Origin of the sequence: Bradyrhizobium cosmicum (assembly GCF_007290395.2) — a bacterium.
GTDB classification, from domain to species: Bacteria; Pseudomonadota; Alphaproteobacteria; order Rhizobiales; family Xanthobacteraceae; genus Bradyrhizobium; species Bradyrhizobium cosmicum.
This window is the reverse complement of record NZ_CP041656.2, coordinates 5,087,830-5,100,571: the sequence shown is the minus strand read 5'-3', so window position 1 is coordinate 5,100,571 and position 12,742 is coordinate 5,087,830. Positions and strand designations below refer to the sequence as shown.

12 protein-coding genes are annotated in these 12,742 nt (G+C 63.3%); 8 read left to right on the top strand and 4 right to left on the bottom strand.

Going from position 1 to position 12,742, the window contains the following annotated elements; all coding sequences use genetic code 11:
- Positions 1 to 78 precede the first annotated feature (78 nt).
- From FNV92_RS24635 to FNV92_RS24620, 4 genes are all read left to right on the top strand, one after another.
- Positions 79 to 1,407, top strand: a complete 1,329-nt coding sequence (locus tag FNV92_RS24635; protein ID WP_168213579.1) for a glycosyltransferase family 87 protein — start codon at positions 79 to 81, stop codon at positions 1,405 to 1,407.
- Between the two features lie 24 nt (positions 1,408 to 1,431).
- Positions 1,432 to 2,832 carry a M20/M25/M40 family metallo-hydrolase gene (locus FNV92_RS24630; RefSeq protein WP_143844190.1) on the top strand — a complete coding sequence of 467 codons (1,401 nt, stop codon included), beginning with the start codon at positions 1,432 to 1,434 and terminating at the stop codon, positions 2,830 to 2,832.
- Between the two features lie 98 nt (positions 2,833 to 2,930).
- Positions 2,931 to 3,854 carry a hypothetical protein gene (locus tag FNV92_RS24625; RefSeq protein ID WP_143844191.1) on the top strand — a complete coding sequence of 308 codons (924 nt, stop codon included), beginning with the start codon at positions 2,931 to 2,933 and terminating at the stop codon, positions 3,852 to 3,854.
- 7 nt (positions 3,855 to 3,861) lie between these two features.
- The gene (locus FNV92_RS24620; RefSeq protein ID WP_143844192.1) at positions 3,862 to 4,296 is read left to right on the top strand and encodes a hypothetical protein; all 435 of its coding nucleotides are present in this window, start codon (positions 3,862 to 3,864) and stop codon (positions 4,294 to 4,296) included.
- Between the two features lie 129 nt (positions 4,297 to 4,425).
- Here the strand turns inward: FNV92_RS24620 and FNV92_RS24615 are convergent, their stop codons facing one another.
- Together FNV92_RS24615 and FNV92_RS24610 are read right to left on the bottom strand one after the other, a co-directional pair.
- Positions 4,426 to 5,205 carry a class II aldolase/adducin family protein gene (locus FNV92_RS24615; RefSeq protein WP_015687403.1) on the bottom strand — a complete coding sequence of 260 codons (780 nt, stop codon included), beginning with the start codon at positions 5,203 to 5,205 and terminating at the stop codon, positions 4,426 to 4,428.
- A gap of 184 nt (positions 5,206 to 5,389) precedes the next feature.
- A complete protein-coding gene (locus tag FNV92_RS24610; protein ID WP_143844193.1) occupies positions 5,390 to 7,039 on the bottom strand; it encodes a glycosyltransferase family 39 protein in 1,650 nt (549 codons plus the stop codon).
- A 311-nt stretch (positions 7,040 to 7,350) separates the two neighbouring features.
- On the opposite strand from FNV92_RS24610, the gene FNV92_RS24605 reads away from it, so the two are divergent.
- A complete protein-coding gene (locus FNV92_RS24605) occupies positions 7,351 to 8,220 on the top strand; it encodes a DUF308 domain-containing protein (protein WP_168213580.1) in 870 nt (289 codons plus the stop codon).
- Positions 8,221 to 8,390: 170 nt separating this feature from the next.
- Complete coding sequence (locus FNV92_RS24600) at positions 8,391 to 8,807, top strand: Ros/MucR family transcriptional regulator (RefSeq protein ID WP_015687400.1); 417 nt, start codon at positions 8,391 to 8,393, stop codon at positions 8,805 to 8,807.
- A gap of 4 nt (positions 8,808 to 8,811) precedes the next feature.
- On the opposite strand, the gene FNV92_RS24595 is transcribed toward FNV92_RS24600, so the two are convergent.
- Together FNV92_RS24595 and FNV92_RS24590 are read right to left on the bottom strand one after the other, a co-directional pair.
- A complete protein-coding gene (locus FNV92_RS24595) occupies positions 8,812 to 9,240 on the bottom strand; it encodes a SufE family protein (protein ID WP_143844194.1) in 429 nt (142 codons plus the stop codon).
- Positions 9,241 to 9,309: 69 nt separating this feature from the next.
- Positions 9,310 to 9,729: a DUF5330 domain-containing protein gene (locus FNV92_RS24590; RefSeq protein WP_041748440.1), complete on the bottom strand. Its 420-nt coding sequence runs from the start codon at positions 9,727 to 9,729 to the stop codon at positions 9,310 to 9,312.
- Between the two features lie 389 nt (positions 9,730 to 10,118).
- On the opposite strand from FNV92_RS24590, the gene FNV92_RS24585 reads away from it, so the two are divergent.
- Together FNV92_RS24585 and FNV92_RS24580 are read left to right on the top strand one after the other, a co-directional pair.
- Positions 10,119 to 11,996 (top strand): PAS domain-containing sensor histidine kinase, encoded by a 1,878-nt coding sequence (locus tag FNV92_RS24585; RefSeq protein WP_143844195.1) that lies wholly within the window; start codon positions 10,119 to 10,121, stop codon positions 11,994 to 11,996.
- Positions 11,989 to 12,690 carry a peptidoglycan-binding domain-containing protein gene (locus FNV92_RS24580; RefSeq protein WP_143844196.1) on the top strand — a complete coding sequence of 234 codons (702 nt, stop codon included), beginning with the start codon at positions 11,989 to 11,991 and terminating at the stop codon, positions 12,688 to 12,690. The genes FNV92_RS24585 and FNV92_RS24580 overlap by 8 nt, the downstream gene beginning before the upstream one ends.
- Positions 12,691 to 12,742: the final 52 nt, after the last annotated feature.

The window sequence follows — 12,742 nt, the reverse complement described above, 5'->3', positions numbered from 1 at the left end:
GGGTACAAATTCGCTTGAGGGGGCTCTCCAAGTGTCCCTCGGTCTGCTAGGTCCTGTGTTCCCTGACTGGACCGGACTGTGATCTCAACCGACCCGTACCCCAAATCCGGCGCGCTCAGAAAGCTGTCGCTGCGCGCGCCGCTCGACCTGCTTTTTCTGTTCTGCTGCGTCCTGTTGACGGCCGACGTGCTCGTTCCCGAGATCTTCGGCCACGGCAAGACCAAGGATTACGGGCTGTGGTACTGGGCCGGACAGCAGGTCCTGCACGGCGAGCCGCTCTATCCGGGTGATCTCCGCGAGTATTTCGAGTTCATCTACCCACCGCTGCCGGCGATCCTGCTGGCGATCCCGAGTTGGTTCGGCAAGATCCCGCTCTATGTCGTGCTGTCGATCCTGAACGCGGCGGCGTGGTGGTACACCGGCATGTTCTCCAATGCCATGACGGGATCGGGCCGCTGGCCCGGCCCATGGCTGGAGGCGCTGCCGGCCCTGGTCACCGTGACCTTCGTGTTCGACATGTTCGACCTCGGCCAGCCGAACCTCGTGCTGCTGGCGATGATGCTCTGGGGCTTCTGGTGCCTGCAGCATCAGCGGTCCTGGCTCGCGGGCTTCGTGTTCGCGCTCGCGACGGCCATCAAGGTGTTTCCGATCGCGGTGCTGCCCTATCTGGTCTGGCGGCGGAACTGGACTGCCGCCGTCGCGACGGTCGCCTTCACCGGCATCCTTCTTTATATCGCGCCGGCGCCGATCCGCGGTTTTGAGCGCAACGCGGCCGAACTCAAGACCTGGTATCAGGGCATGGTCGGCTCGAGCTCGGAAAAGGGTTTTGGCCAGCGTGACGAGCAGAACTGGTCGTGGGTCAACCAGTCCCTCATTGCCGTCACGCACCGCCTGGTCCGGCCGATCAACTACAATCAGGAAGATCCCAAGAAACCGCCGCGCACGATGAATGTCATCGACGTCGACTACCAGACGGCGAACTGGATCGTGCTGGCGCTGTCGGCGCTGCTCGGGCTCGGCTTCGTCGCGGTCATGCCTCCGCAAGCGCGGCGAACGGCGCGCTCCGACGCCGAAGAGCTCGGCATCCTGTTCTGCCTGATGACGGTAGCCTCGCCGCTGGCGCGGCAATACTACTTCATGTGGTTGTTCTTCCCGATGACGGTGCTGATGCATCGTGCCGCTTACGACGAGCGGGCGAATGTGCGGCTGGGGACCTGGCTCGCGCTGGGCGCGGCCGGAATCCTCATGCTGCTGGCGCTGCCGTGGTTTCCCAATGTGCTCCAGGCCTGGGGCAATAACCTCGCCGCGACCGCCGTTCTCGCAGGTACCCTCGCTTGGCACATCCGGCATCCGCCGGTTGCGGCTGGCTCCGACGCAGACGCGGCGCTAAAACCCGGTACCTCCTAAGACTCAAAAGTAGGGAATACGACCATGGCCAATGCACAGCTTCAATCCGTGCTCGACCACATCGACAAGGATTCCGACAACAGCCTGGAGCGTCTGTTCTCGCTGTTGCGGATCAAGTCGATCTCGGCGGATCCGGCCTTCGCCAACGACTGCAAGGCCGCGGCCGAGCATCTCGCCAGGGATATCGCAAGCCTGGGCGTCGCCACCGAAGTGAGACCGACCGCCGGCCATCCCGCAATCGTCGGCAAGACCGCAGCCGGCGGACGGCCGCATGTGATCTTCTACGGTCACTACGACGTTCAACCGGTCGATCCGCTCGATCTCTGGCACCGTCCGCCGTTCGAACCCGTCGTGACCGACCACGCCGACGGCCGCAAGATCATCGTCGCGCGCGGTGCCGAGGACGACAAGGGCCAGGTGATGACCTTCGTCGAGGCCTGCCGCGCCTGGAAGAAGGTGACGGGCTCGCTGCCGATCGACGTCACCTTCCTGATCGAAGGCGAGGAGGAGGTCGGCTCGAAGAATTTCGTGCCGTTCATCGAGGCCAACAAGGACGAGTTCAAGGCCGACTACGTGCTGGTCTGCGACACCGGCATGTGGGACCGCAACACGCCCGCGATCACGACCTCGCTGCGCGGCCTGCTGTACGAAGAGCTGAAGATCACCGCCGCCAACCGCGATCTGCATTCCGGCGTGTTCGGCGGCAGCGCCATGAACCCGATCCGCGTGCTCACCAAAATTCTTGGCGGCCTGTTCGACGACGACAACCGTATCACCATTCCGGGCTTCTATGACGGCGTGAAGGATCTGCCGCCCGATATCCTGGAGCAGTGGAAGAAGCTCAATCTCACGCCGGAGATGTTCCTCAAGCCGATCGGCCTCTCGATCCCGGCCGGCGAGAAGGGGCGCCTTCTGATCGAGCAGGCCTCGTCGCGCCCGACCTGCGACGTCAACGGCATCTGGGGCGGCTATATCGGCGAAGGCTCCAAAACGGTGATCCCGTCGCACGCCTCGGCCAAGGTCTCGTTCCGTCTGGTCGAAGGGCAGGACCCCCAGACGATCCGCAAGGCGTTTCGCGACTACGTGACGGCGCGGCTTCCGGGCGATTGCAAGGTCGAATTCGGCGATCATTCGGCGGCACCCGCCGTCGCGCTCGACTGGAACATGAAGCCGCTTGCGGCCGCCAGCAAGGCGCTGACGGAGGAATGGGGCAAGGAGACCGTGCTGATGGGCTCTGGCGCCTCGATCCCGATCGTCGCCGACTTCAAGCGCACGCTGGGCCTGGACTCGCTGCTGGTTGGTTTTGGATTGGACGACGACAACATCCACTCGCCGAACGAGAAGTACGACCTCCGCAGCTTCCAGAAGGGCATCCGCTCCTGGGCCCGCATCCTCGCCGCGCTGGCGGAGGTTGGCGAAAGTTGATTGAAAGTGTCTTCTTGGGGTAAGGAGCTTATCTTTGGTTGTGTAAAATTGTTGAATATTGTATAGGTTGTTTTTGGCGTCGATTGAGGAGAGATCGAATGCTAATTCTTGTCAGGGCATTGGCGGCCACCTGCCTAGTGGTTGTTTCGCTGGGAGGATCAAGCGTCTCGGCACAGGAGCTCGAGCGGCTATTGCCTCCTGCAAGCGCTCAGTGCGATGGCACTCTTCCCAAGAGATTTCAGCGCGAACCGTGGGATTTTACGACGAATTCTAAGGCGCCATCTCGGCGAGGGGATTCAGTCTTTCTCCACTGCATCTTCAATAATGATCCCAAAAATGTTCTTGATGTGAACTGGTTCATCCCAGGAGTTAAGGAAACGATCCCTGGCAACACATCGGCGCTGAGCCCACGATATTCTTGGAAGCCGCCGTTGGGTAGTCCCGATGGTTGCTTGGTCTTTGGCAACTTGCTCGACCGTTGGGAGAGAGCGCAATTTTGGGCACGTCACGAAGACAAGGACCGGCTTGATCGAGAGAAGGGACAGGATTGCAAATCTCTGAAACCTACCGAGGCACGTGCCGATGCAGGAAAACTGGATAAGGCGGAAGATACGGTCGCACCTTTTCGGATGTTTCTGCGCGCGGATGCGGGCCTATCGACCTCGGCTCTCATCGCCTTCGAGGGTATAACTGGCGTAAAGGTCAAGGACAGTCGAACCTACCAGAGTTATGTGACTTATCGACTCAGGGACGAAAAAGGAGAGCCTCCAGCGCAGTTCGCAACATATTTTCTTACGCCTCGTTGGGTTGGTCCAGTTGAAGTGCTCGCAAAGTCCTTTTCTTCGTACGTAAAGGGTCCAATCGTCCTTGAGGCAAAGAAAGAGCCCGCGACTATCTACTTCAATGTTGAAGGCACTGGTGACTGGGACCTTCAGGAACTGGAGTATGCGATTACTGACAACAAAGGGCGGGTCTCCGGAAGTTTCTTTGCGCCTGTGCTGATATCACTTCCACCGAGATAATCTGGATATGAAAGCAGCTGATATAGGCAAGGTTTTCGGTACGGCGTTCGTGAGCCAGATACTAACGTTTCTCAACGCCGCCTATCAGCCGTTCGAAGGCACGATTTTTGTGTTTGATGCTTGGCAGCCGAAGGCCAGCCAGAGTGCCGTTGCAATTGGATTTGTTGTTATCTTAATCACAGCCGCGATTGTTATCAGATCAAACCGGCCAGTTTCCAAGGGGGCGATTTTTGTAGCTGGTTTTGTTTCCCTTGTTCTTCTTGTACTTTGTGCCGCTACGCATGTCTTGCTCGCTTCAGGCTTTGCTCCGTCACGATCATTCCTGTTCTGGGTTCGCGACATCTTTTGGATGCTTCTTTATATCTTCATGTTGGTAGGTGTGGGGACTACCGTTGCGCTCGCGTGCCTCAGCTTGTTCTGGAAACCATCAGGTCCCGGCTGAACGACAAGAGATATGGCGCGTTGCTCCGCTTCTGCCCCCAAACAAAAACGCCGCCCGGAATTGGGCGGCGTTTCATTCCAAATCGTGCAGAGGTAGGTGACGCCTACCCTACACGAAACCTCGAAAATCTCAAGACCGGTAGCCCGGCAGCTCGCGGTCGAGCTTGCGCAGCAAGGGCGGCCAGACGAGGTTGGTGGCGCGCAGCTCGGCGCGGTCGCGGTTGGCGAGCAGCTCGGTGTTCTTGTCGATCGCGACGTGGTCGACCGGATAGACCGGCGTGCCCAGCGCGCGCGTGCGCACCTGCATCGAGCAGGCGCGTTCGAGGTGGTACATGCGCTCGAAGGCGGAGGCGACCGAGCGGCCGACCGTCAGCGTGCCGTGATTGCGCAGCAGCATGTGGTTGTGGTCGCCGAGGTCCTTCTGCAGCCGCGGCCGCTCGTCGTGATCGAGCGCGATGCCTTCATAGTCGTGATAGGCGAGGTCGTGGGTGACGAGCTGGGCGGTCTGGTTCAGCGGCAGCAGGCCTTCGGCGCTGCTCGACACCGCGGTGCCGTCGAGGGTGTGGAGATGCAGCACGCAGATCGCGTCCTCGCGGACCTCGTGGATCGCCGAATGGATGGTGAAGCCGGCGGGGTTGATGCTGTACTCGCTCTCGGAGAGCTGGTTGCCGTGCAAATCGACCTTGACGAGGCTGGAGGCCGTGATCTCGTCGAACATCAGCCCGTAGGGGTTGATCAGGAAGTGATGCTCGGGGCCGGGCACGCGGGCGGAGATGTGGGTGTCGACGAGGTCATCCCAGCCGTACAGGGAGACGAGGCGGTAGCAGGCCGCGAGATTGACCCGTTGCTGCCACTCGGCCTCCGTCATGTTGGAGGGCACTTCCCTCAGGCGCGCTTCTGCTGGTGACATGGCCGATATCTCCGAACCTCGTTGTTGCGGAGCGAGAGCCTAGTCTTGGCGGTGGTCGGCGGCAAGGTGGTCAAATCGCAGCAGCCAAGCGTGGCCCGCATGGAGCGCAGCGTAATGCGGGGGCCACGACAAAGGTCCCGGATTTCGCTTCGCAAAATCCGGGCTACGGCTCAGGAGGAAAAAATTACGGCGCCGGGATCGACAGCAGGCTGGAAATGCTGCGGCCGCGGATGTCGTAGACGCGGGCGAATACGACGTCGTCGCGCTTGATCTCGACCATCACGGGCGCGGTGAGGCCCTTGCAATAGAACTCGCCGAGCGTCATGGCGAAATCAGCGGCGTTGGAATCCCATCCGATGGTGAAGTCGGGGCCGAGCGCGACCTGCGCCGGGCGCTGCGGACCGCACACCGCGACCTTCCACTTGCGATTGCCGGGCGGCACTTCCTGGCGCTCCACGATCTGCTCACGCAGCTCGTCCGAGGCCTGCTTCAGCGCGAGGCCCCAATAGTCGAGCATGAAGCGGCTGTCGGCGCCGCGCACGGTGCCGGCGATGTGGTTGAAGTGGGTGTATTGGTAGGGATGCAGCCGGATCATCTCGGCGAGCGGGAGCGCAAGGCCGAAGCAGAAGGTCGCGAGCACGACCGGCTGCCAGGTGCGGTGGTTGGTGCGCAGGCGCTCCATGGTCCAGGCAAAGGCGACTCCGCCGAGCACCGCCATCGGCGGGATCACGAAGACGAAATGGCGAATGCCGTTGTACAGCGCCGGCCGCTTCACCATCGCGATCGCGAGCGGCAGCGTGGCCGCCAGCGTCAGCATCAGCATGATGGTCTTGCGGCGGGCCGGAACCTCGCTGCGCGTCAGCATGGCGAAGGTGCTGACCACGGCGCCACCCATCAGGATCAGCATCACCTCGGGCAATTGCAGCGCGAACAGCGTCGGCAGATAGGACCAGGGCATGTCGGGCACGGACACGATCGCGCCGTCGAACATCTCCTTCCAGGGCTTCTCGAAGAAGTGCGAGAAGTAGGTCAGCGCCTCGAAGGGATTGCCGGGCTTCATGATCGACCATGGCCAGATCAGGCCCATCACGAGGTAACCGAACACGAGGCCGGGCAGCAGCACGTAGACGACATGGGCGAAGCGGCGGGCCGCCTCGCGGACGCCTTCAGTGCGCAGTTCTTCCAGGAACAGCGGGATGAAGCCGATCGTGGCGTAGACCAGTGCGAGCCCTCCGAGGATGCGGCAGCCGATCGACAGGCCCGCACCCAAGCCGACGATTAGGATCGTGCGCGGCGAGGGCTTTGGATATTCCTCGGCGAGCCGGACCAGGCCGAGCATCAGGATGATCATGGCCACCGCGAAGGGCGCGTCCTTCGGGTTCATGAACATGTGGCCGTAGAAGATCGGGCATAGCGCGAGCAACAGCAGCGCCGCGAGCCCGGCCAGCGGTCCGCCGATGCGGCGGCCGAGCCGCCACGTCACCGCAAGTCCGACCACGCCGACGATCGCGCCGAGCAGGCGTCGCGTCTCGAACAGCTCGAGCGGAATGACTTTGTGCAGCAGGGCCGCGACCATGTCGAAGCCGCCGCCGTACATATAGAGGTTGGCGAAGGAGAGCGCCGCGGTGTCCCTGAAGCCGGAACCGAACATGCGCAGCAACAGGTCGGCATATTCAGCGTGGGTGTAGTCGTCCCATCCGAGCCCGTAGTCGCGGAAGGTCAAGCCTGCGGTAATGGCGACCGCAGCCAGCACCAGCATGGCGAGATCGTCGCAAGTCCGTTCAACCGAGCGCCGATGAGGCGTGTCGATCGCCGAAGTCGTGATGGATGTCATGGCTATTGGTGACCCGGAATCCCCTCTTGGCCCTGCCGGTGCGCGCGGGCCACTTCCCCGGAATCCCTATAGCGCAGTTCCATTACCAAGTAATTGGGCATTATGGCTAAATTCCTGATGCGACGCAGCAAATCCTTGCAACTCGGAGTACACTTCAGTAGCGAGCCGTAGCTGAAGGGAATGTGAATAAGTCCCTGATTTCCTTCCCTTTAGGAACGCAGGGCACAATTCGCCGTTGGCGAGGAACACCGTATGACGGTATCGTGCCGCGACGGGTGTCGCGTGTGGATGCGCGGCCGGGGGTGAGTTCGATGACCTTGGCATTGTTGATCGCTGGGATTTTCGCCGTTGTGGCGGGCCTCCTTGCGATCCTGTTCGGCTACGCCAACAGGGATTTCAGCGTTGGCAGCACCCTCATAATCTCCGGCACCATTGCCGTCTGCTCCGGAATGTTACTGGCCGGCCTCTATACCGTCGTCATGGAACTGAAGGGCATCGCCCGCCGGCTGGCCGGATCCGCCGCGGTGCCCGAGGTGCGGGTTAGGCCGGTGCTGCCGGGCCTCGGGGTGCCCAATGCGCCCGAGCCGGCGCCCGCCGGGAGGATCGAGCCATCAGCCCCGCCGCAACCACCCGCCGGGGGTCCGCCGCCCTGGCAGAGCGAAGTCACCGCGCGCGAGCGTCCGCGCGTCGAGGCGCCGCCGGAGCCGGAAGCTCCAACGCCCGCTGCGGCTCCGGAGCCGCCACGCCGCCGCAACCTGATGTTCGCCTCGACGTCGCGCAAGGAGCGCGAGCGCGCGGAGTCGAAGGCGCCCGATGGTTCGCCGACGCCTCCTGACGAACCCGCGGCAGCGGCCGTCCCGGAGCTTCCGCCGGCGAACTTCGATGATGCCTGGCCGAAGCCGGATCGCATGCGTCCACCGGAGCCGCCGGCCGCTTCGCGCCGCCCGCTTCAGCGCTCGCCGTCGACCTTTACCGAAGCTACTGCCCCGCCGCCGCCGGCACCCGAGCCGGCGCCGGGGGGCGAACAGCCCCCCGTGACGGTGCTCAAATCCGGCGTCGTCGACGGCATGGCCTATTCGCTCTATTCCGACGGCTCGATCGAAGCGCAGATGCCGGAAGGCATGATGCGCTTTGCCTCGATTGACGAGCTGCGCGCCCATCTCGACGAGCGGGGCGGCTGAAGCCTGCGCGCGATCAAAGCGCCACCGTTCTTGTCACACGGTCGGTCATCAGCTCATATTCGTCAGTCGTCCTGTTTCAGCCGAACCTCTCGTCGACACAAAATGCTTTGGTGGCGTCTTTGCCATGAGACTCACACATGAGACGCAGCGATTAAGGAAAGGTCGGGCCCATGTCGGATGCCGGGGCTAAGAATTTCATCGAGCTGACGGCGAGCATCGTCTCGGCCTATCTCGGCAACAACCCGACGCCGGCCGCCGAGATTCCGAACCTGATCAGCCAGGTGCACGGCGCCTTGGTGCGGGTCTCGACAGGCCGTGCCGAGACCGTGCCGCTCGAGCCGGCAAAGCCCGCGGTCTCGCTGAAGAAGTCGATCGCGCCGGACTATCTGGTGTGCCTCGAAGACGGCAAGCGCTTCAAGTCGCTGAAACGCCATCTGCGCACCCAGTACAACATGACGCCGGAGCAGTATCGCGAGAAATGGGGCTTGCCGGCCGACTATCCCATGGTCGCACCGAACTACGCGGTGGCGCGCTCGCAACTGGCGAAGCAGATGGGCCTGGGACAACAGCAGCGGAAGCGGAAGTAAATTCCTAGGGAGCTTCCGCGAGCGCCTCTTTGGCGTCGGTCTTGATGCGCTCGACCATGGAGCGCAGGCCGTTGGAGCGCTGCGGCGTCAGATGATCGCGAAAGCCGAACTCGTCGAACACGGCGATTGCATCGGTCGCGAGAATTTCCTGCGGCGTGCGGCCCGAATAGAGCGAGAGCACGATCGCGACCAGGCCGCGCACGATATGGGCGTCGCTGTCGCCGCGATACTTCAGGATCGGCGCGCCGTTGCTGCGATCGACCAGCTTCTGCAGCCAGACCTGGCTGACGCAGCCATTCACCTTGTTGGCGGCGGAATGTTCCGCCTCGGGCATCGGTTCCAAGGTGCGGCCGAGCTCGATGACGTACCGGTAACGGTCGTCCCACTCGTCCAGAATCTCGAAATTGTCCCTGATTTCGTCAATCGTCGTCATGCTGGCCCAAGGTTCCCACGTCCCGGCAATATAGGGACGCAAGGCCGCGAAATCGATAGGGTTTGAAGCCTAATTCGCGGGCTGCGGGCCGCGCCATTCCAGCGCGAGGTCGTCCTGGGTCAGGGTCTCGTGCTGCATCTCGTTCGATGCGGCATCGCCCTCGCCGGCCAGCGCGATCGAGCCGGTGTGGTCGGGCGCCTTCTTGTCGGTCTTCTCGAACTGGTCTTTCTTGTCGTTGATGATCTGGTAGATCTTCTTCGCGCCGTCCTGCGCGCGCTGGCCGATGATGGTCGCGGCCTGTCCGCCGACCTCGCAGGCCGCCGGCTGGCGCTTGCAGAACTGGGTCATGTCGGAGACGGCAGCGGTGGCAGCCTGCACCGCGTCGGCAGCGCCGATCTGCGGCAGCTTGTCCGATTCGGGTGTCTTGTCCCGCGGCAGGAGCACCAGCACCAGCCCGAGCCAGAATGTGATGCGGAGCAGAAAGCGCATCTTGTCGACCTGTATGTTAGATCCCGCCGCGGCGATTCCCGCAGGGCGCATCGGACCTAGCAACTCTCGATAAATCGCAAGTGATTGCCTTCCGCTTAATTCGCGGAAAATTGACGCAAAAATCTTCGCAAGCGCCGGTCTCGTAAATTTTCGGTTGACGACCGCGCCCGTGATTCTGCCGGGGTCCCTCATCCACCAATTCGAAACCATGAGGGGGACGGTGAAACCCTGTGTTCACCATCCCCGATGATGACGTCGTCAAATCGTCTAAAAATCTCCGCGATGACACGGTGTCCGGCGGCAGACCCATCCGCCTTAGCACTCGTTTAAGGTCGCTCTGACACGGTGGCTCAACGATAAGGAGGCGTTCCGGCGCGTCTTCTCGACGAATGAGCCGAAGCGCGAGACCCGTGACAGTTTTGAGTATCATCCGCGATTGTCTCGATGCGCTGCTGCATCCCTCCGCGCGTTACGATGCGCTGACGCGAGCACGCCATCGTGCCTTCATGGCGCCGCGGCTTCTGGGAAGCCTGGCCGCCTTTGCCGCATTTCCCGTCTATCTAGCCATGCGCGGCGCGCCGAATGCGATCGAGGTCGCCGCCTTCGCCTGGCTGATCGCGCCGATCATGCTGTCGTGGTTTCTGTCGCGCACCGGCCGTTATGAAGGCGCGCATGTGCTGTCGTCGCTGGCGCTCGCCGGACTGATCATGGTGATTGCGGCTACCACCGGCGGCATCGAATCGTTCGCCGCGGTCTGGCTGGTTGTGGTTCCCCTCGAAGCCGCGCTCTCGGCCTCGCGCCGCGTCGTGGCCTTTGCGTCGTTGCTGGCATTGTCCTGCGCGGGGATCCTGATCCTCGTCAGCCAGCTCGGCTGGCTGCCGCACGCAGACCCCAGCGCCGCAGAACGCGGCGTGCTGATGGCGCTCGGCGTCGCGTCGGCGACGCTTTATGCCGCGGGTCTCGCCTTCGGCGCGGAGTCGCTCGCGCGCACCAGCGTCACGCTGCTGTCGCGCGAGGAGGAGCGTTATCGCCTGCTGGCGCGCAACATGAGCGACGTCATTTCCCGGCATCGGCGCAACGGCGCGGTGCAGTTCATCTCGCCGGCGGTGGAAGCCATGCTCGGCATGCCGGTCGCGCAACTGCTCGGCCATGGCCTGTTCGATCGCGTCCATGTCGCCGATCGCCCCGCCTATCTCACCGCCTTGTCGGATGCCGCGCGCGGCGACGTGCGCAGCGTCGAGTTCCGGTTGCGGCGCGACCCTGACGGCTCCGAGCGTGGTCAGGTCGATTTCATCTGGGTCGAGATGCGCTGCCGCCCGCTCGACCCGAATCCGGGCCGTGATGCCGCGCAAGAGGCCGAGGTCGTCGGCGTGATGCGCGACATCACCGATCGCAAATTGTCCGAGCAGGCGTTCGATCAGGCGCGCAGCGCCGCGGAAGCGGCCGACGCCGCCAAGACGCGCTTCCTCGCCACCATGAGCCACGAGCTGCGCACGCCGCTCAACGCCATTATCGGCTTCTCCGAGATGATCGCGCAGGAACAGACCCTGATGCTGAGCGCGGCCCAGCGCAAGGAATACGCCCAGCTCATCAACGATTCCGGCCAGCATCTGCTTTCGGTCGTCAACGGCATCCTCGACATGTCCAAGATGGAATCGGGCAATTTCGAGATTGCGTCCGAGCCGTTCGCGCCGCGTGCCTCGCTGATGCATTGCTGCAACCTGCTGGCGCTGAAAGCGCGCGAGAACGGCGTCGATCTCGTCACCGACGCGCCGCAGGACCTGCCCGTGATGACCGGCGATCCGCGCGCCTTCAAGCAGATCGTACTCAACCTCGTCGCCAACGCCATCAAGTTCACCGAGCGCGGCGGCCAGGTGTCCGTCGTGGCCTCGGTGTCCGGGTCGCAGCTTGCGCTGCGCATCAGCGACAACGGCGTCGGCATCGCGCCAGACGATCTCAAGCGCATCGGCGCGCCGTTCTTCCAGGCCGGCAAGACCTACCAGCGCCGTCACGAAGGCACCGGCCTCGGACTGTCGATCGTGAAGAGCCTCGTGGCGTTGCATCTCGGCGAAATGACGGTACAAAGCAGGCTCGGCGAGGGCACCGCCGTCACCGTCAAGCTGCCGCTCGTCTACACGCCGCCGCAGGCCAAACCTGCCGATGGAATGCCGGCAGAGAGCAAGATCGCGACGCTGACGCCGGCGCTACGTCAGGAAACTCTGGAACAACTTCACGACCAACCTGCTCTGGTGAAGAAAAGTGCCTAAGAAGTCTGCCAAGGACCAAGCCGCTCCGCGCCGTCGTGGCGCCAAGGCCGCGGCTGTCGACGTCGAGACCGAGCGCAACCTCGTGATGCGGGTGTTGCTGCACAGCCCCAAGGACACGCTGGCGGGCCTCGTCGCCGTCGCCGCGATCAGCGCGATCGTTGCCAATGCGCTGTTCCTGCAGACCGGCCGCCATCCCGCGCCGATGTTCGGCACCGTGATCAATCTTCCCGCGCCATCGTCGGTGCCGCTGTCCAACCCGTTGCCGCGTCCGCGCCCCGTCGGCGCCGATACCTCGCCGCTCGAGCCGAAGGCGACCGAGTTTCGTGTCGAGCCGAAACCGGCCGAGAAGGCGCCTGAAAAACCCGTTGAGTCGACCGCATCGACGCCGCGTGCGGGCGATCCCATGACCAATCTGGTCAAGGCCACGACCTCGACGCCGCCGTCCGTCGCTGTCGCGCGCCCGCCGGCGCCGATCCCGGTGCAACAGGGCCCGGCCGCGCGGCGCATCGCCGGCGTGCAGCGCGCGCTGGCAGAGTACGGCTATGGCAATTTGAAGGTCACGGGTGCGATGAGCGGCGAGACCCAGGCCGCCATCCAGAAGTTCGAGCGCGAGCACAAGATGCAGGTCACCGGCCAGGTGTCCGACCGCCTGTTGCGCGAACTCGGCGCCGCGATCGGCCATCCCGTCGAATAGCTGCGGTTCCCGCCGTCATTGACGCGCATCAATTTCGTACCGCAGGCCGGCA

Bases quoted from the DNA above. Each gene is read 5' to 3' on its own strand.
- FNV92_RS24610 (WP_143844193.1), bottom strand. From the start codon at position 7,039: ATGACATCCATCACGACTTCGGCGATCGACACGCCTCATCGGCGCTCG.
- FNV92_RS24620 (WP_143844192.1), top strand. From the start codon at position 3,862: ATGAAAGCAGCTGATATAGGCAAGGTTTTCGGTACGGCGTTCGTGAGC.
- FNV92_RS24615 (WP_015687403.1), bottom strand. From the start codon at position 5,205: ATGTCACCAGCAGAAGCGCGCCTGAGGGAAGTGCCCTCCAACATGACG.
- FNV92_RS24605 (WP_168213580.1), top strand. From the start codon at position 7,351: ATGACCTTGGCATTGTTGATCGCTGGGATTTTCGCCGTTGTGGCGGGC.
- FNV92_RS24600 (WP_015687400.1), top strand. From the start codon at position 8,391: ATGTCGGATGCCGGGGCTAAGAATTTCATCGAGCTGACGGCGAGCATC.
- FNV92_RS24585 (WP_143844195.1), top strand. From the start codon at position 10,119: ATGAGCCGAAGCGCGAGACCCGTGACAGTTTTGAGTATCATCCGCGAT.
- FNV92_RS24590 (WP_041748440.1), bottom strand. From the start codon at position 9,729: ATGCGCTTTCTGCTCCGCATCACATTCTGGCTCGGGCTGGTGCTGGTG.
- FNV92_RS24630 (WP_143844190.1), top strand. From the start codon at position 1,432: ATGGCCAATGCACAGCTTCAATCCGTGCTCGACCACATCGACAAGGAT.
- FNV92_RS24625 (WP_143844191.1), top strand. From the start codon at position 2,931: ATGCTAATTCTTGTCAGGGCATTGGCGGCCACCTGCCTAGTGGTTGTT.
- FNV92_RS24595 (WP_143844194.1), bottom strand. From the start codon at position 9,240: ATGACGACGATTGACGAAATCAGGGACAATTTCGAGATTCTGGACGAG.